Genomic DNA, 25,196 nt, shown 5'->3' with positions numbered 1-25,196 from the left:
GGTCCTTTGTTTTCTCCACGGGTGTCGCCAGTGCGTCTAGGGCGTGGGGTGGGTGGCGTGCCATGTGGCCACCCATGTTTGCAGGGCCTCACCCATCTGGCGCAGTACGGGAGCAAAGGAGCGCTCCTGCGGGCGGAAAATACGCATGGTGGGGTACCATGCCGTGGTTTCCCCACTATCCAGCCACCGCCAGCAGGCATCCCACCGGCTGAGCAGCCACACCGGCTTGCCCAGTGCGCCCGCCAGATGCAGGACAGACGTATCAACCGAAATTACAAGGTCCAGACTGGCTATGATCGCGGCGGTATCGGCCATGTCCGTTACGCTGTCCATCAGGTCACAGACTGGCTGGCCATGCCATTCCGCCATATCCTCCCGCGGGCTGCCAAGCTGGAGGCTGACCAGCGTTGCATTCACCGGGGTCAGGGCGCCTGCCATAACGGGCAGCGTGCTGGAGCGGAGCTGGTTGGCCATGACATCCTGCGCGGATGTCCGCCTGTCCCCCGACCAGACCAGACCAATACGCGGCCCGGCTGCTGGCAGCAGGGCGGCAAAGCGCGCCACGTCCTGCGGGTCCGCGCGCAGGTAGGGCATTGTATCGGGAATATCCGCCGTGCCCTGCATCCGGGTGACATAGGGCAGGTTAGGGATGGGCAAGGCGTAATCATACCGCTCATCCAGCCCGAACTGCACCGCGTCACGCACGATCAGGTCCGGGTAGGACTGGCTGATCAGCCGCACAAGGGCGCTCCCCACAGCCACAGTCACCCGTGCGCCGCGCGCGACCAGAGCCGGGGCAAAGCGGATGAACTGGAGCGTATCACCCAGCCCCTGTTCCTGAAACAGCACAACCGTTTTGCCCGCCACATCGTTATCGGGTTGCAGGCGGGGGAACTGGGCAAACCATTTTGTAACCGATGTCAGCTTATGAGCGCGCTGGGCAAACAGCTCCCACCCTTTGGCGTAATGGCCTGCCTTGAGCGTGGCAATGGCCGCACCAAGCTGGATGCCTTCATCATGCGGGGCCAGACGCAGGGCCTGCTCGTACCATGGCAGGGCTTCCCCCGCGCGGTTGAGGCAGCCCAGCGCACACCCCACGGCATTATACAGTGCGGGTTGCCCCGGCTCCTGCTGCACGGCAAACAAAAGGATGTTCAACGCTTCCATCGGGTAGCCCATGCGCAGGAAAACCTGCGCAATCTGCACCGTGGCTGCCACGCGCTGGCTGGGATAGAGCTTGATGATGTCCGAAAACAGCGCCGTGCCACCCGCGAGGTCCCCGTTCACGATCAGCGCCTGCGCGAGCATGATCTTGATGGCGGGGTTATCAGGCTCAAGCAGCATGGCCTTGCGCAGCAGCGCCACGGCAATATCGTAACGGAAAACATGGGTGCTCAGCACAAAGGCGGCAACCAGCAGGTAAGCCACGTTATCGGGCTCACGCCGCACCATTTCCAGCGACAGTTTAACCGCCTCCCCCGCCAGTTCGGCCCGGCACAGCTCCTCGCAGAGCTGGCCGACACTCATGGGCGTGGGATTTTGCAAAACGGCGTCTTTGCGGGCCACCAGCTTTTGCATATTGGCTTTTTCAGGTTCCCAAGTCGCTTTCATGTCGCCTTATCTGCATCCTGTGGTCATGGTTGGTGATCTTACCATACCGCCCTGACTTAACCATACCCAACCCGCCGCAATACCCGTGGTGGAAGGGGCCGTACGGGCAGAACCATTTTCTGGCCTTGAATTACACTTGATGATAACTGTAATGGCAGGGCACAGGCATGGCTTTGCAGGGCGCTGTCCGGTTCAGGTGCGCAGCAGGATGGACCGTTACACACTCCGCCGCAGGCCGTGCTGCCCGAAACACAAAAGGAAACGTGGTTCTTGGATACTGCCGATGGCAACTCGGTCAAAAAAGCCGCCGCAGGTAAACTGGCGGACAAGACCGCAGCCGCGCGCCTGAGGTTTGCATCGGGCTCGCGCCTGCTGACCCATGCGGCAGGCACCCTGCGCAATGGTGGGTGGAAAGCCCTGCCCTGGCGTGCCGCCGTCCCGGGGACCGATATCGGGCTGGCACTGGGCGTGGTGCTTTTGCTGTCCATCCTTATCCTGCCGCTGCCCACCTTTATTCTGGATATGGGGTTGTCCATCTCCATCACCTCCTCGGTGCTGGTGCTGATGGTGGCGCTGTTCCTTGAACGCCCGCTGGATTTTACCTCCTTCCCCACCCTTTTGCTGCTCACCACCCTTTTGCGCCTCTCGCTGGAAATTGCGACCACGCGCCTGATCCTCAGCCATGGCAGCGAAGGCCCCTATGCCGCAGGCCATGTTGTGGCGGCCTTTGGCGGGTTCCTTATGGGCGGGGATGTGGTGATCGGGGGGATCATCTTCTGTATCCTGCTGGTCGTGAACTTCATGGTCATTACCAAAGGGTCCGGGCGTATTGCGGAAGTGGCGGCCCGCTTCTTCCTCGACTCCATTCCCGGCAAGCAGATGGCCATTGACGCGGATCTGGCCTCCGGCGCGATCAACGAGCGCTCCGCCCGTGCCAAGCGCAAGGAGCTGGAGGAAGAAAGCGCGTTTTACGGCTCCATGGATGGTGCCGCCAAGTTTGTGCGCGGGGATGCCATTGCCAGCATCATCATCACCGCCATCAACATTGTGGGGGGGCTGACCATTGGTGTGCTCCGCCACGGCATGCCGCTGAGCGAAGCCGCAAGCACCTTTACCATGCTGACCGTGGGTGATGGCCTTGTCTCCCAGATTCCGGCGCTGCTGGTCTCCACCGCCGCCGGTATTGTGGTGACCAAAGGCGGCACGGATGGCACGGCGGACGTTATTCTGGCCCGCCAGCTCAGTGGCAACGCCAAGCCGCTTGGTGTGGCGGCCGCGCTGTCTGCCCTGTTTGCCCTTATGCCCGGCCTGCCCGCCTTCCCCTTTCTGGCCATTGCAGTGGCGGCTGGCACGGGTGCCTGGCTGCGCAGCCGCGCCCCCGCCGCCGACAGCGATGGGGACGTAACCGAAATTGCCCCACAGGCTGCCGCCACCCCCATTTCCGACATTCTCAAGCTCGACCTGCTCCGCCTTGAGCTGGGCTTTGGCCTGCTGCCCCTGACAGGGGGCGACACCCCCCAGCTTGCCGAGCAGATCAAGGCGCTGCGCCGCTCGGTTGCGACCGAAATGGGCTTTGTCACCCCGCCTGTGCGCATTCAGGACAACATCCACCTGCCATCGGAAAAATACGTCATCAAGCTCAAGGAGATCGAGATCGCCTCGGGCGAGGTCCGGCCCCACAAGCTGCTGGCCATGACCCCATCTGGTGGCGCCCCCCCCGTGGCGGGCGAAAAAACAACCGAACCCGCCTTTGGCCTGCCCGCAGTGTGGATAGACCCTGCGCAAAAGACCAAAGCCATGGCCATGAACTGCACCGTGGTGGACCCGGCCAGCGTGATTGTCACCCATCTGAGCGAGATGGTGCGCAGCAACCTGCCGGACCTGCTGACCTATGTGGCCACCCAGGCCCTGCTGGACGACATGCCGCGTGAACAGCAGAAGCTGGTCAACGACCTTATTCCCTCGCAGGTGCCGCTCAGCACCGTGCAGCGCGTGTTGCAGGCCCTGCTGGCCGAGCGTGTTTCCATCCGTGACCTGCCCACCATTCTGGAAAGCATTCAGGAAGCCTGCGGCATGGGCCTGCGCGGTATTGGTCCGCTGGCCAACCATGTGCGCATGCGCCTGTCCCGCCAGATCTGCAACGCGCTGGTCGGGCCGGGGGGGTATATTCCCATTGTAACCCTTTCCCCCAAATGGGAATCGGATTTTATGGCGCATATTACCGGCCCGGCAGAAGACCGTAAGCTGGCCATGCCGCCTTCCATGCTCAATGTTTTTGTGGGAAAACTGCGCGATACATTTAACGCCCTTTCCACAAACGGCGAAATTCCGGTTATTGTTGTCGCCTCCCCTGTAAGAGATTCCATGCACGCCATTGTCGAACGGGTACGTCCTTCTATTTCCGTTCTGTCACAAGCTGAGATATACCCACGTGCCCGGATCAAGACGGTTGCGACCATATCGTGACAGTCCGCCAGAAGACCGCACCATGGGAGTAGAATATGCAGGATAGTCCCTCCGACACCGCAAGCCAGAAGGTTGCGGAGCGCCGTCAGGGAAACACGCGGGAGGAATCAGCCGTGCCGGAACAGGCCACGGATGACAGCACAACCGCGACCAATGGCGTGGCCCTGCCGGTCAGCCACCTGACGGTAGAGGACATTCTGCGCTGGCATTCCGTGCCGCAGCCACTCATTCAGGCTCTTGCCGGCAAAACACTGGCCGACGGGCTGAGCAATGTGCTCTCCTTTGGTACCCTGCCCGATGCCACACAGACCCCCCTTGCCTTTGGCGGGGCATCGGGGTCGGGCAAAACGCTGGTGCTGGCCAAGCTGGCCGCACGCTACATTCTGGCCGAAGAGCACAAGGACCGCCCGCCGCCGCTGATTATTGCGTGCGACCATACAGCAGGCAGCTTTGCCAAGCTCTCGGCCCTGCTCCAGCCGTATAATATTCCCATCATTCAGGGTAACTCGCCCGAAATACTGGCCGATGCCGTGCTCCACAAGGAGCCGGGACAGCCTATTCTGGTCGATCTTCCGGGCATTTGCGTCTATTCCCCCGTCAGCATGGGCAGAATGATGCAGATGGTCGAGCGCGTTGGCGCAACGCTCAGTCTGGTATTGCCTGCCGGGCTGGATGCCGAGGAATCGGCCGATATTGGCTACGCCTTTGCCCAGCAGGGTGCCACCACCATGGTTGCCAGCAAAATGGATCAGGCTGGCCGGGTGGGGGGCATTATTGCCGCCGCCGCCTGTGGCTTAACCCTGACCTACGGCAGCTGCTCCTCCAGCATTGTGGGGGGGCTGGTGCCCCTTAACGCCCCCATTCTGGCAAACCGCCTGCTCACCCTGCCCTCCTGAACACCGGAGGGCAGGCCACGGAGCACAGGCCGCTGCATACTGTGTGGCCTCCCCACTCCGCCTCCCCTGCCTGTGCAACTCCGAACCACTTTGCAGGCAAAACCGTAGCCAGCCACAACAGGTTTTTCCGCACACCCGCAGCCCATCCCCCTTACGCAGGCACAATAACTGCATGGGCGGTGGCACCTTCCTAGAAAAATCCTGATCGTTCCAGCCTCTTTTACAATCCTTCATCATCAGGCCACCACACCTGCTCCCCCATACACCGGCGCTCCATGCAGGTGGTTTAAGAATGGCTTTTGCGCACAGAGTCTTTTAATATCCGGTGCAATTGGAGAGCCCCGGCATGACCTTAAAAAAAATCCTTACGTCCTGTGATATTTATTTAAAAAAAATCTCTCTGGTGCTCTGCGTTTTACTTCCCTTTTTTCAATTACGCGGCCGCGCCATAGCGGATCTGAGCATCCTGTTTATTGCAATAAGCTTTTTGCTATACTGCATTTTTGAAAAACATTACCGCTGTCTCCTACGTGGGTGGTTCCCTTACGCTCTGGGCCTGTGGGGAGTTATTGTTGCCTCCTCCGCAATCCACGGGTCCACACATGCCGTTCTGGAGGCCATAGCGCTCCTGCGTTATTTTGTTTTTGCCAAAGCGCTGGAAGAATGGCTGCTGGACAGCACGCAAAAACAGCAATTACTGGGCCTGTGCGTAACACTGGCCGGGGTATGGATTATCTGCCTGTGCTGGGAGCAGTATCTGGTCGGGGTGAACCCCTGGGGCTACCCGCGCTGGCAGGATGGTGCTCTTACAGGGCCGTTTTTTAAGCCACGGGCCGGGCCACCGCTCGCCATCATCATGTTTCCCGGCTTGATGATCTACCCCATGCGTATGGTGCAGAAAAAGGAACTGGCCCAGAAGCTGGCAGGGCTGGCCCTTATGTCCTTTTTGCTGCTGACCATGGTCATGATCGGGCAAAGAATGCCTGCACTGCTGGTGTTTTTTGGATTTTTCCTGTGCGCCATGCTCATTAAAACCACACGGGTCATGGTGCTGCTGGCAACACTATCCGGTTTTGTGGCGCTGGCCCTTCTGCCGTTTATCTCCCCTCCGTCCTACGACAAGCTGATTCTGCGCTTTTTTGAGCAGCTCGGGCATTTTTCGCAGTCCCCCTACGGCCAGCTTTATATTCGTGCGCTCAATATGGTTCATGCGCACCCGTTGCTGGGGCTGGGGTATAACGGTTTTCGGGCTCATTGCGGCGAGACAACCTATGTATACGGTATCCCGCAATTTGCTCACATGGTTGCCGGGCAGGACATAGGCGCGGGGTGCACCATTCATCCACACAACACCTATCTGGAAATCGCCACCACAGCGGGGCTTTCCGGGCTGTTCCTGTTTGTATGTGTGGTGCTGCTGTGGTTGAAAAAACTGCTGCTGGCAGCCCTTGCAAGCCGGGACCTTATGCAGGCCATGCTTTTTATTACGGTATGCATGCTGTTCTGGCCGCTTGCTTCGACCAGTTCCCTGTTTACGGAACGCACAGCAGGGTGGGTCTTTTTAATGGTTGGATGGGGGCTGGCCCGTGCGCGGCTCCTTGGCCCCGCACACGCCCCACAAGCCGGGGCATGAACCGCACAACCCGCTACGTGGCGTAAGCAGGGCTTACGCCAGAACGGGCAGTATGGGCGTTAAAACAGGTCCACTTCGCCCGAGTGGCTGTCCGTTTCCGCCTGCACACCGTGGCGGAGCACCTGAATAACATGGCAGAGCTTAACGCCCTGGCTCAGAACACCAACATCCAGCGGCTGTGTTTCGGTCTGCCCGTAAGAGGCCACCAGATTTTTGAGCACGGTGGAGACGGCTTCTACCGTTTGTGTGGCGGAATCCAGCCGTTGCAGGGCCTGCACATCCGCATCACTCAGCGGGGCGGCGGCCATGTTTTCGCCTACCACGCGCTGCACACCCGTAAAATCCTGATAAGTCTCATCCAGCAATTCTACCAGATGGTCCATCACATCGCGCATACTGCGTTCGGTCCCGGCTGCACCATGGGGCAAAGGGGGCACCACATCCATGTTCTTCATCCTCTCCGGCCCGGCTTTTAAAACAGCTCGACCTCGGAACTGGCTTCTCTAGCCCATTTCCGCTCTGCTTCAGCCTCACGCCGGCTGTAGGCGACTTCCTGCTTGCCAATACCCTGCACGTCCTGCACCAGATTCTGCTGTGCACGGCCCGTTGTTGGCCAGAACCGAATACGCCGGGCCAATGTGCCGCCCAAGCTCTGGGACACGCAGCGGATACCTTCATCCACCAGATAATGGGTTACAAAACGAATATTTTCCTGCCCGATGCGGCCCAGACTAGGCACTACGGCCGCACCGCCAAAAACCTTGCACACCAGCCGGCTACGCTGCCCCCCGGCCTTGAGCAGACCGTTGACCAGCATTTCCATGGAGTTCACGCCAAACCGCATGGCGGTGCCGGATTCACTCGCTCCCCCCTCTGGCAGCAAAAAATGATTAATGCCACCAACACGTGCAAGCGGGTCAAACATGCAGACCGAAACACAGGAGCCAAGCAGTGTTGCAAAAACCACTGACGGATCGCCAGAAATTTCCACTTCTCCCTGAATAACCGTTTTAACTACGGAGTGGTCGTTCACTTGATAGGCCCGAACACCTTTTCCAGAACCTCACGCAGCTTGGCTACGGTGTAAGGTTTGGCAAGGAAGTTGTTAACACCAGCCTTGACCGCTTCCTGCACCAGATCCTTGCTGGCCTCGCCGGTCAGGATGATGAACGCCACTTTCTGGATTTTCGGGTTGCTCCGCACGGCGCGCAGCAGGGCCAGGCCATCCATAACCGGCATGTTAAAGTCGGAAATCACCAGATGCGTGGGGTTCTGGTCCAGATATTCCAAAGCTTCCTTACCATCCTTGCGCTGGGCAATGTTGGTAAAGCCGATTTCGGCCATGCTGTTAGCCAGAACCTGACGGATAGAGGCCTGGTCATCTACGATCAGGGCCTTGATTTGTGAAGCGGCAGGCATTTGTCTCCCCCTTATTCCTAGTCTCAATTCCAGCCATCAAAGACCGGCAGCGGATAAACAGGGCGGTTAAGAGCCGCCCTTTTTGAAGTTAGCGCGTGTGAATGGCCATGGCGGCAGAGCTGATCTGGCGCAATGGCACAACCTGACAGGCCGCGCCAATTTCCGCCGCAACCCGTGGCATTCCATAAACAACTGCGGACGTTTTGTCCTGCGCGATTGTATAGGCCCCGGCCTGCCGCATGTTCAGCAGCCCTTCGGCCCCATCCCGCCCCATACCGGTCAGGATGATCCCCAGCGCATTGCGCCCGGCATGTTTGGCAACAGACTTGAACAGCACATCCACCGACGGGCAGTGCCCGCTAACGGGTGCACCGCTGATCAGCCGCGTTATGTATTTGCCGCCGCTGTTATCGATCACAAGGTGCCGGTCCCCGCCGGGGGCAATCCGGACCATGCCGGGTTGCAGCACCTCTCCGTCCTGCGCCTCGGCAATGGAGAGCGCGGGCATGGACTGGTTAAGCCGGTTTGCAAAGCTGGCCGTAAACAGCGGGGGCATATGCTGGCAGATAACAACCGGCGGGCTCTTCTGCGGGAACCCCGAAAGCACTTCTTCCAGCGCTTCTACCCCACCGGTGGATGAGCCAATGGCCACAAGGTCCACCGAGTTGCCCCACGTGGTCTGCGCGTGGCTGACCGGGGCCGAAGGCGTGCGCCGCTGAATGCGTGAAACCGGCTGAGAGCGGGCCGCCAGCACAACCAGCCGCCCAAGGCCTGCAAATGCATCTTCCCCCGGAGCCACGTTGTGTTTGGGGTAGCAGTCAAACGCCCCCATCTGGAGCGCCGTAATGGCCGTATCCGCTCCCTTGGCTGTCAGGCTGGACACCATGACAACGGGGATGGGGCGCATCCGCATGATTTTTTCCAGAAACTGCAGGCCATTCATCCCCGGCATTTCCACGTCCAGGGTAATCACGTCCGGCTGGTCTTTAATAATCAGGTCGCGGGCTTCCAGCGGGTTTGCCGCTTCACCACAGACTTCAATATCAGGGTTCTGTGCAAAGGAACGCTTGATCAGCGCGCGGATCGTGCGTGAATCATCAACAATCAGAACTTTTACTGGCTGGGCCATTAATCAGCTTGCTTTCCGGTAAATGGTCGGAGCCACCTGCTCCAGGCCGCACTGGCGGGGATTGGCCACTTTTTCGGAATGACCAACATACAGGAACCCACCGCTTTCCAGCTTGTCGGCCAGACGGCCCCACAGGCGCTCCCGCGTGGGTTCATCAAAATAAATCACGACGTTCCGGCAGAAAATAACCGAAAACTGCCCCCGCATTGGCCAGTCGGCATTCAGGTTGAGCACCTTGAACACCGGAAGCGAGCGGATATTGCCGACAAAGGTCAGGTTTCCCCGGTCATCGGCCTGCATGAACTGGTTTTTCTGGGTCGTGGAAATCCCATCCGTCTCGCTGGCAACGTAGGTTCCCGCAGCGGCCTGCGCCACCACGTTGGAATTGATGTCCGTTGCCAGAATACGCATGTCATACGATGCGGCCTCTGGAAAAGCCGACAGAACAGACATGGCAATGCTCCACGGCTCCGGGCCAGTGGAACATGCGGCAGACCATATGCGCCCACGCCCGCCACTACGCAGCTTGGCTGCAAGTGCTGGCATGACATTCTGTTCCATATGCACAAAATGCGGCCGCTCACGGAAAAAGCTGGTGACGTTGGTTGTTAACGCACAGACCAGCTTTTCCATTTCCGCCCGGCCAGAGGGGCTTTGCACATAGTTAAGGTAAGCGTGGAAGCTCTCCATCCCGCTTTCGCGCACACGGCGGGAAACGCGTGAATACACCAGCGTACTTTTGGAATCGGGTATAAAAATCCCGGCTTCCTGCTTGGCGATCCGCCGCACCATCTGGAAGTCGGCGTCCGTATACTCCGGTTCGGCAGTAGAACGCGCGTCAACCATCAGGAGGTCATCCCGCCTACCAGCTGGCCGACCACAACTTCCAGCCGGAGCACGCCAATCATGCGGTCCGCAATCATGACCAGACCGCTCAGGCTGCTATCTTCCTCCGCCACGGCCTGAATATCGGCCAGATTAACGTCAGCCATGTCGATCACCCGGTCCACCAGCAGGCCACACACGGTGCCATTGCGGGATTCCACAATAATCACCACGCGGCGCGGGTTGTCGGGCTGCGGTTCCACGTTCAGGTACACCGCAAGGTCGATCACGGTCAGGATAATGCCGCGCAGGTTGATTGCACCGCACACATAATGCGGGGCAAACGGCAGGGCTGTTGTTTTTTCAAACCCACGAATTTCGCGCACGCTCAGGATAGGAATACAATATTCCTGATCACCCACCGCAAACACGATCATCTTGACAAGTTTGGCGTCCGCGCCGGCTTCGTCCGTCATATCCATTTTCCTACTCAAATACAGATCGGCTGATGTGGTGTTGGGTTTTATGCCGCAAGCCCTGTGCGAACATCCGACGGTCGTGTGTCAATCCGCCCCAGAGCATTCGCAACCAGTGCGGGAACATCCAGAATAAGGGAAACGCTCCCATCGCCCAGAATGGTGGCAGCGGAAACACCGGCCATCTGCCGGTAGTTTTTCTCGATGCTCTTGATCACCACCTGTGCCTGATCGCGAATATCCTCCACAATCAGGGCCGCACGTGCGCCGGACTCGTTTTCCACAACCAGGATCACGTCCTCCTCGGACAGGCTGGCTGTGCCGCCGCCGCCAAGCCCCAGCTCGGAGGCAAGCGGAATAAGCGGCATACATGCCCCGCGGATAGACACCACATTGGCGCCATCGGGCAGCATGTAAATGTCCTTGTGGTTGACCATCATGGTTTCCACCACGGAGGACACGGGAACAACCATGGTGGACCCGGCCGCAACAATCAGCATGCCATCAAGCACGGCCAGTGTGAGCGGCAGGCTCAGGCAGAAGGTTGTACCCTGCCCTTCCACACTGCTGATTGTCACACGCCCGCCAAGACCCAGAATGGCCTGCTTGACCACGTCCATCCCCACCCCACGGCCCGAAAGGTCGGACACGGTCGCGGCGGTGGAAAAGCCCGGAGCAAAGATCAGGTTATTGATCTCATCATCCGTCAGCACGGCATCGGGGGCAATAATACCGCGCTTGACCGCAGTGGCCAGAACGCGCTCGCGGTTGATCCCGCCCCCATCATCCTTGATGGTGATGAGAATACGGCCAGAGCGATGCCCGGCAGAAAGCAGGATCTGCCCCGTGGGGGATTTGCCAGCGGCAATCCGGGCCTCGGCACTTTCAATCCCGTGGTCCACGGCGTTACGCAGCATGTGGGTCAGCGGGTCGGACAGTTTTTCAACCAGAGTGCGGTCCACTTCCGTGTCCTCACCCTCCAGCGTCAGCACCACGTCCTTGCTGGTCATGGAGCAGGCCTCGCGCACAACGCGCTGCATGCGCTGGAACACGCTGCGCACAGGCTGGGCCCGCACGGCCATGACAGCGTCCTGAATATCTCGCGTCAGGGCCTTCATGCTGGCGATGCGCTTGATCATTTCCTGCTGGGCATCGTCTTCACGCTGGCCAATGGATTCCAGAGCGGCCTGTGCAATCACCAGTTCGCCCACAAGGTCCATCAGGTCGTCCACGCGGTGCAGGTCCACGCGGATGGTCGCCTGTTCTACCGGGCGGCGTGTGGCCGCAGCATTACCAGCGGCAATAGGCGCCGTAGCGGCGGGGGTTGGCGCGGGCGGCATTTCCGCCATAATTTTTTCCGCAACCGTACTGGGCGCAGGCGCAGGGCTGGCCGCCACAGGGGCCGGTGCGGGGGCTTCTGCCACGGGGGCGGGCTGTTCGGGCTCGGCCGGGGCAGCCTGTTCCTCGGCGGGCTGTTCCCCGCCGCTAGGACCGGGGCCACCGTCGCGCGTGATGGTAACATCACACACATCGCTCACCCAGTCGAAGACCGTGTGCACGCTTTCCTCCGGCACGGCGGCGGGCAGAACCACACGCCATGACAGGTAGGATTTTTCGGTTTCCAGAGCGTCCAGCGCAGGCAGGGCCGCGGTTTCGCAGGTGACCGTGCTTGCCCCACCGTGGGCCACGGCCACATCGGCCAGACCGATCAGCAGGTTACGCGCGTCATCCCCACGGTCATACATGGCGGTATGGGGGCTGAAGGTCACAACAAGCGATGCCGCTTCTGCCGGAGTTTCTTCCTCAAAGCCAAAATCGCCGAAGTCAAAATCGGCCATGACCGGCTCAAAATCCACCGGAACAGGCGTAAAATCAGCCGGGACGGTTTCTTCTTCCTTCTGCCCTGCAGTGCCGCTGCCTTCGCCAATAATGGCCTGAAGTTCAGCGCGGCTTTCGTCTATGCGGGCCGTATCAACCGTGGCGCCACCCTGAGCCTCGGCAACCAGATCGCTCAGAACGTCCATGGCCTTGAGAAAGGTTTTGACGATCTCTGGCGTTGGGGCAACACGGCCGGAGCGCAGGCCGTCAAGGGAACTTTCGAACACATGCGCAAAGCGGACAAGGTTTTCCAGACCGAACGACGCGGCCCCACCCTTGACCGAATGCACGGCACGAAAAACGGCGTTGATTGTCTCCTTCCCGGATTCACCATCCGAAAGGGCCGACAGACCACGCTCCAGTTCCTGAAGCTGCTCTTCACACTCCTGGAAAAAAACCAGAAGGATATCGTCCATGTCACCACTCATGCTGGTCTCTCTCCTTCAGGCGGTCACCCGGCGGATAGCCGCCACAAGGCTGTCTGTGCTGAACGGTTTGACAATCCACCCTGTCGCGCCAACGGCACGGGCACGGGCTTTTTTCTCGGGATCGCTTTCCGTTGTCAGAACGATCATTGGCAGATGTTTGTACTGCTCCAGCGCCCGGACTGCCTCGATAAACTCAAAGCCATCCATGCGGGGCATGTTAATATCCGTAATGATCGCATTGGGCGTGGGGTCAGCAGCCTGAAGGACTTCCAGCCCTTCCACGCCATCCCCACCCTGAATAACGTCGTACCCCGCCCCTTCCAGGGCTTTGCGGAGCATACCCTGCATGGTGCGCGAGTCATCAACAGTCAGGACACGAATGCCCACTTTTTCCACCATAGTCCTCATTACTCCTTCAATGGCGCCAGCGGCTCAGTCAGATACGCACTTACGCCAAAAAGGCCGTACGCCTCCACGACTGGCTCCGAAGGCGCCACAAGGGGGCATCTGCTGGCGAGGAGAACCTGCAAGCACAGACCTCCGAGGTACGTCACGCCAGAGGCATCCAGAGAAACCTGCTCGCCTCCCGCATTTTTAACAGCCTGTTCGATCTCACTCTTCAGGGCAAACGCCGCAGAGGTGTCCAGACGTTCAGGTAAGGTCACACTAGCCAACGGTCCGCTCCCTTGTCAGCCGCACAGGCAGGGGCCGAGCGGCCCCTGACATGCTGGAATAATGGCCATTAAAATTCTTCCCAGCCTGCATCGGAAGATGTGGTGGGCATGGACAGCGCGGGGGCAGCCGGGGCCTGGGGCGCCGGAGCCGCCACACGGGCCGGGCTCGCGGGTTTGGGCCGGGGGGCGGCAGAGCGCGGTGCGGCAAGGGCCGGACGGGACGGGCGGCTTGCGCGCACGCCGGACGTATCCATTTTAAAGCGGCTGAGGGTTGCTGCCAGTGTCCGGGTTTCGGCGGTCAGGTTGTGGCTGGCTGCCGTGGTTTCTTCCACCATGGCGGCGTTCTGCTGGGTCACCTGATCCATGCCGCCAATGGAGGCGGTTACTTCGGACAGGCGCTGGGCCTGATCCTGTGTGGAGGAGGAAATTTCCTCAACACGGATGGCAATGTTCTGGGTGCTGCCGGCAAAGTCGCTCAGGTAACGCCCGGTCTGCTGCACCAGATCCACACCCTTGGCCACCTGCTCGGCAGCAACGGAGATCAGGCGTTTGATCTCGCTGGCGGATGTGGCGGACTGTTCGGCCAGCGAGCGCACTTCCTGCGCAACCACGGCAAACCCGCGCCCGGCTTCACCCGCACGGGCGGCTTCCACGCCTGCGTTCAGGGCCAGAACGTTGGTCTGGAAGGCAATGCCGTCTATGACCGAAATAATTTCACCAATCGCATCGGAGGAGCTTTTGATCCCGTCCATGGCCTTGGTGGTCTCGGTCATGACCGTTGTTGCGGCCTTGACCTTTTCCAGCGCCTGCTGGCTTTCGGCATTGGCATCGGCACAGGCTTTGGCGTTGCTCTGCACACCTTCGGTAATGGTCCGCACGGAAGATGCGGCCTGCCCAAGGTTGGCGGCCTGCTTTTCTGTCCGTTTGGCAAGATCGTCCGACGCGGTGGAAATTTCTGCCGCACCGGTGGAGATCAGGTCCGAGTTGGAGGCAACGGCACTCAGCGCTTCGTTCAGGCGGGAAGCGGAATGGTTGAACGCATCACGCAGGGGGGCGAACTCGCCATCAAAAATCGGGTCTTCAATGCGTGCGCGCAGGTCACCTTGCGCCATGTCGGCCAGTGCCTGACCCAGACGTTCGATAACCAGATGGGTGTGCTTGTCGCGTTCCTGGCTGCCGGTCAGGGCGCCCTGAATTTCGGACGCCATTTTTTCCTGCCGCTGGCGGGCTATGGCCTGCTCTTCCACCATACGGGAGAAGCGCGCCATAATGCGGGCAAGGCGGCCAACGCAGTCTTTGTTTTTGAGGAAGGGAATGTTGTTGTGGGCGACACCGTCGCCGAGTTCTTCGCCCATCGTGGCCAGTTTTTCAACCGGCTCGGTGATCAGGCTTGTGAACCACCGCCAGATCTGCAGAACAACCAGCTGCCCGAAAACAAGAGCCGCCATGTTGATGATATACGTGTAATGCGCTGGCGCGTGCCAGAAAAAGCCAACTGTCTCCACAATGATCTGGAACATGAAGTATGCTTCCAGACACAGCATAACAACCCGAATCTTCTCGCGGAACGGAGCGTCCTTGTTCAGCCATTGCAGCATATCAGTGCAACTTCCTTCATATTATTGGGGCACCTTGCGCGGCAACTCCTGACCATTCTTCCCGCACATGGAAAAAACGCCAGCCAGCCGTGGCCTTAATGGCCCCCCTTGCACATTTACAAAAACCAGGAAACGCCAGTGGACGCCCCTTGAGATAAAAAGCAGATAATCTGTTCTCATCCAGACACACGGACCAGACAAGCAAGGGTCTTCATACCGCGTTCGTGACTAGATGTCTTTACAGAAGATCGTATGATCCGCAGACAATCGGCTTTGCGCTCCTGATAGATAAAATACCTAAAAACAATACCATAGCGGCCACCACCCCCGTTCCGGCCATAAAGCCGGGCGGAACAGGTGCCTGCCCTGCGAGAAATGATAGCTTTTTCTTGACAATGAGCAAGCCTGTAACCGCACTGCGGTTTCTAAAAACCTTGCAATATTAAAGGCTCAAACGCTCTACTTGCGACTATTTATTATTATGGGGAAACAAAACCGGCAGACTCCCCCCGTGCCGGAACACAGGGGCTGAGCAGCACCCCTGCTCAGCCGCCAAAACTGCGGACAAGCCCCCCGGCCACCATCTGCCAGCCGTCAACCAGCACAAAGAAAATCAGCTTGAATGGCAGGGATATGGTTGCAGGTGGCAACATCATCATCCCAAGGCTCATCAGCACACTGGATGTGACAATATCAATCACCAGAAACGGCAGGTACAGCAGGAACCCCATCTCGAACCCGCGGCTGAGTTCACCCACCATAAAAGCGGGCATCAGCACACGCCACGGCGTATCTGCCACGTTTGCAGCGGGGGTTACGTTGGCCAGACGCTCAAACGTAGCCAGATCAGCCGACCGGACATGGGAGAGCATGAACGTGCGAAAAGGCTCCGCTGCCGCCTTCAGCCCTTCCATCTCCTCCACCTGTCCGTCCATCATGGGGGCAATCCCCTGATCCCATGACTGCTGGAACGTGGGCTGCATGACAAAAAAGGTGAGGAACAGAGCAAGCCCGATCAGCACCGTGTTGGGCGGTGTCCCCTGCGAGCCAATAGCCCCGCGCAGCAGCGAGAGCACCACAATAATACGGGTAAAAGCCGTCACCATAACCAGCAGGCTGGGCGCAAGCGAAAGCACCGTCAGCAGGGCGGTCAACTGGATAATGCGGCTGGTCGTACCCGGGTCCCCACCCTTGCCCAGATCCAGTGCTATGGACTGGGCATGGGCCACAACCGGCATGCCAGCCAGCACGCCTACCGCCAGAGTACATAGCGCAAGGCTCGCAAACCACACGCCACGTCTTGTAAAGGCAGGAACTGTCAAGGCTTGGGGCTCCGCTTGTGCATCAGATATGGGGGGCCGGACCGGGCGCAGGCTGCCCGCCGGGCAAAGGGGGAGCGGGGGGGGGCACGGCATTGCCATCATCTACCCAGCCCATAAACACGTCATTGCCGCCGCCGGTCAGGACCAGCCCTTTTTTCTGCCCGTAACGGATAACGCTTACCCGCCTGCGCTGGTCCACGGCCACACTTTCCATAACCGCCAGATTGGGCGTCTGCCGCCCTTTAAGCAGATACGGCTCCATGAACTTGAGCCCGTAACGGGCCAGAAAAATAAGCCCGATAACAAGTACAAACGCCACAATGCAGGTCAAAACCGGCACAACAAACGCCCCTGCCCCCAACCCGGCAGCGGGCTGGGCAATGCTTGCGGCGGCTGTACCGGGTGCAGGCAAGGATTTTAACCGTTGGTCGCGGAGGAGGACAGGATTTCCGTCATGGTCACGCCAATATGGTTATCGTCCACCACCACCACTTCGCCACGGGCGATCAGGCGGTTGTTGGCGTAAATGTCCACAGCCTCGCCCAGCTTGCGGTCCAGCTCGACCACAGCCCCACGCCCAAGGCGCAGCAACTGGTTGACCGGCATGGTGGCCGTACCAATAACGGCCGTTATCTTGACCGGAATATCGTAAACGGCTTCCTTCTGGACGTCGTCCACATCCTTGCCATCAGCAGCAGGGGCTGCACCGGGGGCAGCCGTGGCGGAGGCATCCGGCGCTGGCGCGCTGGTGGCGAAATCCTCAAGCCCGATATCGGTGTTCTCTGTTGTCATGGTTGTCTCCGCCTGCTTATGCCTGCCCAGTGTTGTGCTGCATGCGCTGGCGCGCAAGGGCCGTTACACTGGCAACTATTTTTTCAGCCATGTTTTTGCGCCACTGCACTGGGTCAATGACAATGGTATTGGCTGCCGTGGAAATCCGTATGATGCCCGGCGTAAGGTCGGACATGGATTCGACCTGCACACCGCCCTCATTCTGTAAGGCAGCTTGCAGGCGCTGTATATCGGCCGGGCTGCACTGCACGGTTACGTCGCCCTCGCACTCGCGGGCAAAGCTCGCGGCATCGGTCAGCAGGTCGCGCTGCATGCCTTGCAGTACGGTGCCATCCAGCGCCGTCAGGCTCCGTACAATGTCTATTACCGTTGCCACAAAAACCTGCGATGCCTTGGCCAATGCCTGATCCCGCCGGGCGTTTTCCGCCTTGAAGGCATTGGTCAGCTCGGCCAGGCACCCGGTGTAAAAGGCCTGTAGCTCCGCATCTTTTTCGGCAGCGCCGGCTGCGTAGCCCTCGTCCCGCGCCTGCTGCTGCACGGCAGCCAGCTCGTCACGCGTGATGCTGAGCAGGTTGGGGTCGGGTGGAGGTGGCTCGGGAGGGGCTTCCTCCTCCGGGTCTTTTTCGGGGGTGGGTTCCACTTCCGGGAGGCCAAAATCCTCCAGATCCATCACCCGTGGGTATGTGCGCACAGGCGCATCCGGCACCCCGCCAGAGGAGGCACCATCCGCCATACGGCACAGACCAGACCGGAAGAGTGCCCGCTCCAGCATTATGGAATGATCTCGTCGTTACCGCCGTTTTCGGTCAGGTCGATTTCACCCGCATTGGCCATGTTCTTGATGATGGTCACAATATCAACCTGTGCCGCATCAGCATCCTTCACGCGCACAGGGCCAAGGGCGGAAATTTCTTCGAGCAGAATGCTGCCTGCACGCTTGGACATGCATTGCAGGAACATCTTGCGCACGGTTTCGGACGCGCCTTTGAGGGCGAGCGGCAGTTTTTCGCGGTCCACCTGCGCCACAATACGCATGAGGGCTTCGTGCGGCAGACGCTTGATGTCCTCGAAGGTGAACATAAGCGCCTTGACCTTTTCCATATCGGCGTGGTTGCGCTTGTCCATGGACGCCATAAGGCGCGTTTCGGTCTTGCGGTCGAAGTTGTTGAACACTTCGGCCAGCAGTTCGTAACTGTCGCGCTTGGACGAACGCCCAAGGGAGGAAATAAACTCGGACCGCAAGGTGGCCTCCACGCTGTCCAGCACCTCGCGCTGCACCGTTTCCATGTGCAGCACACGCATCATCACTTCGGTTGCGTAGTCTTCTGGCAGCAGGGTCAGCACACGCGCCGCGTGGGCGGGTTGCAGGCGGCTGAGAATAACAGCGGCGGTCTGCGGGTATTCGTTGCGCAGGTAGTTGGCCAGAACCATCTCCTGCACATTGCCCAGCTTGTCCCACATGGTGCGCCCGGCCGGACCACGGATTTCTTCCATGATCTTGTCGACCTGTTCGCCCGACAGCGCCTTGCGCAGCAGTTCCTCGGTGGTTTCGTACGTGCCCACCAGCCCTTCGGAAGATTCGAAGTTCTTGGTGAACTGCGCGCACACTTCCTCCACCACGGAAGCGCTGATCAGCCCCAGCCCGGCCATGGCGACCGATACATCGCGGACTTCATCTTCCTGCAACTGCTTGAGCACCTTGACCGCGCGCTCACGCCCTGCAGCAAGCAGAAGAATGGCAACACGCTGCTTGCCGGTCAGGTGTCTGGTTTCATCATGCACAACGGGAGAAGGGGCTTCCGGCGGCCGTGCCTCGGGGGCTGCTGCGGTCTCGGACATGGCCTAGGCTCCCTTCTTCGGATCCGGGGCGGACAGCCAGCTCCGGATAATCAGTATGGTTTCATCAAGGTTGTTTTCAAAGCGATCGGCCACCCTATCCAGTGCTTCCTGCCGCAGCTTGCCCTGAACACCATCCAGATCGACCCCATGGCCATCTTCGCCCACAGGCAGGCCACTGCTGGCATGGAGCATCTGGCCGTTAGCACCCATAACAATGGAGCCACCCTCCACACCTTCGAGCAGTTTTTCCTGCCCGTGCAGTTCCTTGGAAATAAGGGTAACCAGCCCGGTGCGGCGCAGCATGGGGCGCAGGCCAATAAACAGGGCACCCAGTACCAGCAGGATGGGAATAACCCACTCCGCCATGTAAATGAGCATTTCGCGGCTGAAGTAGTCGATGCTGCCGCCAGCAAAATCAAACCCGCCATCGGGCATGAACCGCATGGACACAACGCGCACTTCATCCCCACGGGCCTTGTCAAAGCCTACGGCGGTCTGGGCGAGGGTGGTAATCCGCTCCAGCTCGGAGTCGTCCAGCGGGGTCCAGACTTCCTTGCCGCTTTTGTCCTTGGTCATGGTGCCATCAACCAGCACCGCCATGCTCACCCGTGCAATGCGGGGGCGCGACTGGCTAACAACCCGCACGCGCTTACCAATTTCGTAGTTATTGGTTTCTTCCTCGCGGTCGTTGGTCGAGCCGGTTTTGTTGTCCTGATTGGCATTGGCGTTGGGCAGGTTGTTGCCCACCGTGGTGCTGGGGCTGGATTCGGTGTTAACGCTCTTGTCCGAGCTTGTCTGCTGCGACCGCAAAACCTGCTGGTTGGGGTCGTAGCTTTCCTCCGTTTCGTGCACTTCCTCGGTGGACATGGTCACGGCGGCACGGGCACGCACATGGCCTGCACCCAGTGTGGGCACCAGCATGTCCTCCACCGCCTGAGCAAGGCGCTGCTCTTCCGCATGACGGATTTTTTCCATCTGCGATTCCTGCCCGGCCAGGCTGTCCGGGTCACCCGGTTTGACCAGCACATCACCGCGCGTATCCACGATGGAAATATTCTGCGGGCGCAGGCCCGGCACGGCAGCGGCAACAAGGTTCTGGATCGCCTGAATACCATCGGGCGCCATGCGGCCAGCGCGGCCAATATCCAGCACCACACTGGCCTGCGAGGGATTTGTCTCGGTCGAGAACAGGTCCCGGTGCGGCAGAACCAGATGCACACGCACATTCCGCACCCCATGCAGCAGGCGGATGGAGCGTTCCAGCTCGCCTTCCATGGCGCGGGTCTCGTTGATCGACTGCTCAAACTGGGTGCTGGTCAGGGTGCCGCTTTTGTCAAACAGCTCATACCCGACAGCACCACCGCTGGGCAGGCCGTCCTTGGCCAGCAGCAGGCGCGCACTGGCGACCTTGTCCTTGGCCACAAAAATGCGGGTACCGTCCTGACTGGTGGTAAAGGAGATATGGGCCTTGGCGAGGTCATCGGCCATTTCGGCCGCTTCGGTCAGGTCCAGTTCACCATACAGCAGGGCGCTGGCCCCGGCTCCGGCATAAAAAGAAAAATAGGCCAGAGCACCCAGCAGGGCAGCCCCCGCAACACCAAGTGCGATCTGCTGCGTGCGGCCCAGAGCCTTGAGACTTGTAAGAAAATTTTTCATGCGGGAATGGCTACGCTGTCACGATGGAAAAATGGGGAACCACACAACTCTCCAGACGTTTCAGCATCCAAACACTCCGCGCTCCGCCAAACCATGGCCTTGCCATCGCCTTATCATGCCAGTCAAGGCAAACTGGCTGCTGTATAGCCATAAACACATCATGGGCACGTTGTGCCACAGTAAAAGAACAGCCTTGCAACACCAGACCCACTCCAGCTTGTATTGTAACCCGGTCCGGTGCACCAAACGAACCCCGTTTTATGGATAATACGCGTTTGTCGGCGGAATTTTTTTGATCGACATGTTCAACCGCTGTGCGTTCTGGTCCTGCGTCAGCCCTGTTGGGCCTTCTGCCACCTCACGCGCCACATTGGGCATCAGGTCCGGGCGGGCCCAGCAGTCCACACCATTCCAGCTTTGTGTGCAGTACGGCTGCGGCGCAGGCGGACGCTCGGGGGGAGCACACCAGTCCTCCCCTTCCTGAATATAACCGGCGCTGCACTCACGTCCCGTTATTTTGCTGGCAATATGGTCGGGTGAACACCCCGCAACCGCCAGAACCAGGGCCACCATTATTCCGCGCCTGATCATCATGCCTTTTGTTCCCGTCCTTCAAGCCCACACGCGCACCCTGCGTCCGACCTGGTCGATCTGGGTGCCTGATGCCGCCAAGCCCGGCAAGCGGGCCATGGCTGCCAGATGACGTGTTATTTTAAGCCATTTCCCATGCAAATGCGAGATAAGAGCCGCCCTTGCGCCAAAAAACCCGAATAGGCCAGTGGCTACTGGGAAGACTGCGCCCCTCCCGCACGGTTACCTGCCGCAGGGGTGGCACTAACACTGGGCTTGGCCCACCATGTTGCCGTGCCTACGTTCTGCGCGACCCGGTCCCCGCCATCTCCCCCATCGGACGGTGCCCGGAAGCTCCGGACCCCTGCCATGAACTGGGAGATAAGGTTCACACGTTCGGGCGACATGTTGCCCATAATGGCCGACACCTTGCGGGTGTTCATTTTGCTGGCCACGGCAATAAGCACGTGGATGTCCATGATATTGAAGACCGCCGCTGCCTCCTTGGGGGGCATGTCCTCGTAAATCTTGACCAGCCGGTCTGTCTCGGCGTCCATCACCTCACGGTGGGCGGCCTGCTTCTGCTCCAGCGTGGCCATGGAGGCATCCAGCGTGTTCATTTTCTGGTCCAGCACGGCGCGGGCGGCGTTCAGCACATGCTTCTGTTGGTCAAGCTGCTGCTGCTCACCCTCAATGGTGGACTGGCGGGCCAGAATATCCTTGACCAGATCGGCCTCAGCCTTGCTGACCTCCGGATCGGGGTCGGGGCCAAGCCCCGCCGTTCCGGTTTTGACCTGTGCGCAGGAAATACCCTTGGCGCAGTCATCTGCCGCAACAGACACCTTTTTTTTGCCGCCACCTGCCGCATCGCCCACATCGGGAGACATTTCCGCCGCCTCGTTGGCGTCCAGCACGGAAACCCAGCCCTCCAGCGCATCCTTGTCGCTTTTGGTCTTGCTGCTGGAATCGTTGACGGAAGGCATGTTCTCGGCCGCTGCCGCCTGCGCGACAGAAACCAGAGGCTGCGCAGCCGTCTCCGCACTATCATCCTTCATGTGTCCGGCGATGGTGTGGATATTCATCGCCAGAAGAAGAGTCATCAGGCTTGATGAAATATGCACAAGTTTCCCGAACGACAAACGGGGTATCAGCATCACAACCTACGACATCTCTTCATAAAAACACTCTGGCGGTCGGGCATGGCGGCAGAACCGGCCACATAAAGGGGAGTGCAGCCAGCCACACACCCCACCCACAAGCCTGACCCCAGACCAGACACAGACTTACGGCTGCGTATCGGACATACCCATCAGGGACGCATGGCCATCTTCCGTTTCCGCCGTGGAGCGGATGACCTGATCCACATCCCCCCAGACCGAACCGTTATCCGTGCTGGCCGGTGCAGACTTGGAGGATTCCGTGGTGGTGGACTTGGAAGACACGGCAGCAGCCGGGGAGGGCTTGACCTCAACCTTGACGGGCTTGGCAGATGCGGGAGCAGCAGCGGCCGGAGTAAAGCTTGCAGGGGCGGCAGCAGGTGTTACAGGCGCTGCCGGAGCAGCCGGGGCTGCGCCAAGGGCTGCCGTGGTGATCTTGAAGTCACCCGTCAGTTCCGCACCCTGCTGGATGCTGCACCCGCTCACGCCTTCAAGGAATAGCGTGCAGTTCTGAATCTTGGCGGTGCCGGTTGCAAAAAAGCGCTTGGCGCGGACAACCACGTTTTCCGCCGTGCCACGAATAACCACTTCCTCGGCCACCAGTTCGCCCGAGACCACACCGCTTTCCAGAACATCCACAATCGGGGCCTGCAGATGCGCGCTGCGTACCGTGCCACCAATAGCAATGGGGGCGTCGGTTTCACACTTCAGGCTGGCAACATTCAGCCCCTGTACAAGTATGGTCTGGTTAGGCTCGGCCAGGGTGCCGAATGCGTTGTCACCGTTATTCATGCTTATCTCCCGTGGTGTTACCTGCCGATAATGCCAGCATCGCCATCCATGCGCGATCCGGCTACCGCCAGGTTCCTTCTGGCCGCAGCACCCCGCCCCGGCATTGATGGCCATGCAACACACAGAAAACAGGCATTGCACAACTTGTTGAATGGGGTGAATTGAACCCTTATGTCAAGTTATGCGTTGGGGAATGCCCCACCTTTTTGGAACCTTCATCCCAACGCAACATAAACGCGGTGTCCGCCCGATTAGAACGGCAGGACATTGTCCAGAATCTGCTGGCCGTAACGCGGCGTCTGCTGCTTGGTCAACTGGCCACGCCCACCGTAGGAAATACGGGCTTCCGCAATGCGGTCGTGGGTTACGGTGTTGTCTTCCAGAATGTCCTGCGGGCGCACAACACCGCTGACCATAAGCTGGCGCAGCTCCCCGTTAATGCGCACTTCCTGGCGGGCTACCACCACAAAGTTACCGTTAGGCAGCACCTGCGTAATGGTGCCTGCCAGTGTAAGCGTGACCGCTTCTGTCCGGCGGATGGTGCCGGTGCCGGCGTTAGCACTTGCGCTGCTCGTGTTCAGCGCATCGGACTGGGTCAGGTGCGACAGGGCCTTGCCCTTGAGCCCGAACAGGCTGGGAATACCAAAATCTTCCGACCCGCTGGACGAGGCGGACGTGTCATTCGTGACATCCGCGTTATCCGCAATCTCGACCTTGATAGTCAGCAGATCCCCTACCTGAGAAGCACGCTGGTCCTTGAAGAAGGCACGGCTACCCGGCCGCCACAGGCTACCCACCTCGGTTGGCGGCGCCTGCAAGGGCGGCATGGGCATGGTCACGGGCCGGTAATCAGGCGTTTGCGTGGGGTCCGATGTACGGGTCATGCGCGGGGGGTGCCCCAGCTCGCTCGTATCCGCCAGCCCGGAGCAGGAGGCAAGGCCCAGCAATCCGACCATAATGGCGCCAGACAGACGGTGTTGGGTCAATAAGTCTCTCCAAGTCATTCAGCTACTACCGGGGGTATATGCCGCCCTGCCCACCGGAGCGGGAGGACGAACTGAGGCGACGCAGGGCGTTCCCATCCGATGGCACGGCGCCCGATGTGGTGTCCACTTCCATTTCTGACCCGTTGATCACCCGCCCTGTCAGAATCATTTTGCTGGCGAGGTTGAGCGCATGCACATACTGGCCCACGCCCCCATCTTCCAGCGCACGCCCCGTGGCCGACAGCCGCAGGCCCGGCGCAATATAGGAGAGCATGATGGGGTCCCCCTTGTGCATGACAATCGTCCGCCGCAGGTCCCGCTCCAGCACGGGTTCGTCCACCATAACGCTGTGCAGGAGGGTCATGCCCGCAACATCCGCATCCGCCGTATAGGCCTTGGAGCCACTCCGCCCCGTATAGGAGTCGTCCACCCGCACGTCTGCTGCGGCCAGCACCGTACCAGCCGAGAGCGCATGGGTGTAAACCAGCACACGCTGCGCCGCATGGACCACCCCGGTCAGCAAAAACGAATCCTGCGTAATATCGCCCAGCGGGTGAGTGCGGTACACGGTGGCGGAAAAACGACCACTCTTCTGGTCCCAGTCCAGATCGGACATGACAACAGGTTTGGGGTCATCCGCCGCAACGGTCATGGGGTGAAAATCCCCCAGCTCAACCGTTACAGGGCCTTCGCCCAGATCAGGCAGGTTCTGCTTGATCATATGGATAAAAAAATCACGGTCCAGCACGCGGCCAGCGCGTGTAACGGTGGTCTGCGCTGTTGCGGACTGGTCCATCCAGTCCACACCATACTGGTCGGCAATAGCCAGAAGCTGCCGCCCGCCCACAACAAAACTGCTGCCCGGCAGGGGGGCTGGCCCAAGCACGCGGTCCTGCCCGGGTTCGAGGTCCATGAACAGGTCCGACAGCCGCACCGTATCCGATGTAACCGTGGTTGCCGTGCGCAGGGTTGCGGCAAGGCAGGCTGCGGGCGGCAGAACCGCAAAAACCGCAGCCAGCAGCGGCAGTATGGCTGCCCGCAGGGACATG

General features: G+C 59.8%; 25 protein-coding genes. 3 read left to right on the top strand and 22 right to left on the bottom strand.

What is annotated here, in order from left to right; genetic code table 11:
• Positions 1 to 36: 36 nt before the first annotated feature.
• The gene (locus GOB83_RS07490; protein WP_242005776.1) at positions 37 to 1,611 is read right to left on the bottom strand and encodes a tetratricopeptide repeat-containing glycosyltransferase family protein; all 1,575 of its coding nucleotides are present in this window, start codon (positions 1,609 to 1,611) and stop codon (positions 37 to 39) included.
• Between the two features lie 270 nt (positions 1,612 to 1,881).
• Here GOB83_RS07490 and flhA point away from each other — a divergent pair, with 270 nt between their 5' ends.
• The 3 genes from flhA to GOB83_RS15180 all read left to right on the top strand — a co-directional run bounded on the left by flhA (position 1,882) and on the right by GOB83_RS15180 (position 6,606).
• Positions 1,882 to 4,077 carry a flagellar biosynthesis protein FlhA gene (gene flhA, locus GOB83_RS07485; RefSeq protein ID WP_086646173.1) on the top strand — a complete coding sequence of 732 codons (2,196 nt, stop codon included), beginning with the start codon at positions 1,882 to 1,884 and terminating at the stop codon, positions 4,075 to 4,077.
• Between the two features lie 35 nt (positions 4,078 to 4,112).
• The gene (locus GOB83_RS07480) at positions 4,113 to 4,973 is read left to right on the top strand and encodes a P-loop NTPase family protein (RefSeq protein ID WP_086646077.1); all 861 of its coding nucleotides are present in this window, start codon (positions 4,113 to 4,115) and stop codon (positions 4,971 to 4,973) included.
• Positions 4,974 to 5,376: 403 nt separating this feature from the next.
• A complete protein-coding gene (locus tag GOB83_RS15180) occupies positions 5,377 to 6,606 on the top strand; it encodes an O-antigen ligase family protein (protein WP_165925671.1) in 1,230 nt (409 codons plus the stop codon).
• Between the two features lie 59 nt (positions 6,607 to 6,665).
• On the opposite strand, the gene GOB83_RS07470 is transcribed toward GOB83_RS15180, so the two are convergent.
• The 21 genes from GOB83_RS07470 to flgA form a co-directional block, all read right to left on the bottom strand.
• A complete protein-coding gene (locus GOB83_RS07470; RefSeq protein ID WP_143221947.1) occupies positions 6,666 to 7,052 on the bottom strand; it encodes a hypothetical protein in 387 nt (128 codons plus the stop codon).
• Between the two features lie 26 nt (positions 7,053 to 7,078).
• Complete coding sequence (locus GOB83_RS07465) at positions 7,079 to 7,639, bottom strand: chemotaxis protein CheD (protein WP_233129090.1); 561 nt, start codon at positions 7,637 to 7,639, stop codon at positions 7,079 to 7,081.
• Positions 7,636 to 8,025: a response regulator gene (locus GOB83_RS07460; RefSeq protein ID WP_025828767.1), complete on the bottom strand. Its 390-nt coding sequence runs from the start codon at positions 8,023 to 8,025 to the stop codon at positions 7,636 to 7,638. The genes GOB83_RS07465 and GOB83_RS07460 overlap by 4 nt, the downstream gene beginning before the upstream one ends.
• Before the next feature lie 88 nt (positions 8,026 to 8,113).
• Positions 8,114 to 9,154, bottom strand: coding sequence for a protein-glutamate methylesterase/protein-glutamine glutaminase (locus tag GOB83_RS07455; protein WP_165925670.1), 1,041 nt, complete (start codon positions 9,152 to 9,154; stop codon positions 8,114 to 8,116).
• A 3-nt stretch (positions 9,155 to 9,157) separates the two neighbouring features.
• Positions 9,158 to 10,000: a CheR family methyltransferase gene (locus GOB83_RS07450; protein WP_086646081.1), complete on the bottom strand. Its 843-nt coding sequence runs from the start codon at positions 9,998 to 10,000 to the stop codon at positions 9,158 to 9,160.
• Positions 10,000 to 10,455 carry a chemotaxis protein CheW gene (locus GOB83_RS07445; protein WP_086646175.1) on the bottom strand — a complete coding sequence of 152 codons (456 nt, stop codon included), beginning with the start codon at positions 10,453 to 10,455 and terminating at the stop codon, positions 10,000 to 10,002. Before GOB83_RS07445 ends, GOB83_RS07450 begins: the two co-directional genes overlap by 1 nt.
• Before the next feature lie 47 nt (positions 10,456 to 10,502).
• Entirely contained in the window at positions 10,503 to 12,761 is a 2,259-nt protein-coding gene (locus GOB83_RS07440; RefSeq protein ID WP_165925669.1) for a chemotaxis protein CheA, read from the bottom strand.
• 15 nt (positions 12,762 to 12,776) lie between these two features.
• Positions 12,777 to 13,160 (bottom strand): response regulator, encoded by a 384-nt coding sequence (locus tag GOB83_RS07435; protein WP_086646083.1) that lies wholly within the window; start codon positions 13,158 to 13,160, stop codon positions 12,777 to 12,779.
• An 8-nt stretch (positions 13,161 to 13,168) separates the two neighbouring features.
• Positions 13,169 to 13,426, bottom strand: a complete 258-nt coding sequence (locus tag GOB83_RS07430) for an STAS domain-containing protein (RefSeq protein ID WP_233129091.1) — start codon at positions 13,424 to 13,426, stop codon at positions 13,169 to 13,171.
• Positions 13,427 to 13,503: 77 nt separating this feature from the next.
• The gene (locus tag GOB83_RS07425) at positions 13,504 to 15,033 is read right to left on the bottom strand and encodes a methyl-accepting chemotaxis protein (RefSeq protein ID WP_165925668.1); all 1,530 of its coding nucleotides are present in this window, start codon (positions 15,031 to 15,033) and stop codon (positions 13,504 to 13,506) included.
• Positions 15,034 to 15,578: 545 nt separating this feature from the next.
• Positions 15,579 to 16,271: a flagellar type III secretion system pore protein FliP gene (fliP, locus tag GOB83_RS07420; RefSeq protein ID WP_086646176.1), complete on the bottom strand. Its 693-nt coding sequence runs from the start codon at positions 16,269 to 16,271 to the stop codon at positions 15,579 to 15,581.
• Positions 16,272 to 16,377: 106 nt separating this feature from the next.
• Entirely contained in the window at positions 16,378 to 16,767 is a 390-nt protein-coding gene (locus GOB83_RS14945) for a flagellar biosynthetic protein FliO (RefSeq protein ID WP_086646086.1), read from the bottom strand.
• A 5-nt stretch (positions 16,768 to 16,772) separates the two neighbouring features.
• The gene (gene fliN / locus GOB83_RS07410) at positions 16,773 to 17,147 is read right to left on the bottom strand and encodes a flagellar motor switch protein FliN (protein WP_086646087.1); all 375 of its coding nucleotides are present in this window, start codon (positions 17,145 to 17,147) and stop codon (positions 16,773 to 16,775) included.
• Positions 17,148 to 17,163: 16 nt separating this feature from the next.
• A complete protein-coding gene (locus GOB83_RS07405) occupies positions 17,164 to 17,919 on the bottom strand; it encodes a FliH/SctL family protein (RefSeq protein ID WP_165925667.1) in 756 nt (251 codons plus the stop codon).
• Entirely contained in the window at positions 17,919 to 18,986 is a 1,068-nt protein-coding gene (gene fliG / locus GOB83_RS07400; RefSeq protein ID WP_086646089.1) for a flagellar motor switch protein FliG, read from the bottom strand. Before fliG ends, GOB83_RS07405 begins: the two co-directional genes overlap by 1 nt.
• A gap of 3 nt (positions 18,987 to 18,989) precedes the next feature.
• Positions 18,990 to 20,642: a flagellar basal-body MS-ring/collar protein FliF gene (gene fliF, locus GOB83_RS07395; RefSeq protein WP_095349710.1), complete on the bottom strand. Its 1,653-nt coding sequence runs from the start codon at positions 20,640 to 20,642 to the stop codon at positions 18,990 to 18,992.
• Positions 20,643 to 20,900: 258 nt separating this feature from the next.
• On the bottom strand, positions 20,901 to 21,215 hold the full coding sequence (locus GOB83_RS07390; RefSeq protein ID WP_233129092.1) for a hypothetical protein: 315 nt from the start codon (positions 21,213 to 21,215) through the stop codon (positions 20,901 to 20,903).
• Between the two features lie 209 nt (positions 21,216 to 21,424).
• Positions 21,425 to 22,312: a MotE family protein gene (locus GOB83_RS07385; RefSeq protein ID WP_143296457.1), complete on the bottom strand. Its 888-nt coding sequence runs from the start codon at positions 22,310 to 22,312 to the stop codon at positions 21,425 to 21,427.
• Between the two features lie 183 nt (positions 22,313 to 22,495).
• Positions 22,496 to 23,161 carry a hypothetical protein gene (locus GOB83_RS07380; protein ID WP_086646093.1) on the bottom strand — a complete coding sequence of 222 codons (666 nt, stop codon included), beginning with the start codon at positions 23,159 to 23,161 and terminating at the stop codon, positions 22,496 to 22,498.
• A 251-nt stretch (positions 23,162 to 23,412) separates the two neighbouring features.
• On the bottom strand, positions 23,413 to 24,117 hold the full coding sequence (gene flgH / locus GOB83_RS07375) for a flagellar basal body L-ring protein FlgH (RefSeq protein WP_233129099.1): 705 nt from the start codon (positions 24,115 to 24,117) through the stop codon (positions 23,413 to 23,415).
• A 55-nt stretch (positions 24,118 to 24,172) separates the two neighbouring features.
• Complete coding sequence (gene flgA, locus GOB83_RS07370) at positions 24,173 to 25,195, bottom strand: flagellar basal body P-ring formation chaperone FlgA (protein WP_165925666.1); 1,023 nt, start codon at positions 25,193 to 25,195, stop codon at positions 24,173 to 24,175.
• Position 25,196 lies beyond the last annotated feature (1 nt).

Origin of the sequence: Acetobacter fabarum (assembly GCF_011516925.1) — a bacterium.
Classification (GTDB): domain Bacteria; phylum Pseudomonadota; class Alphaproteobacteria; order Acetobacterales; family Acetobacteraceae; genus Acetobacter; species Acetobacter fabarum.
The sequence above is the reverse complement of the archived record's forward strand: the minus strand, read 5'-3'. Positions and strand labels throughout refer to the sequence as shown.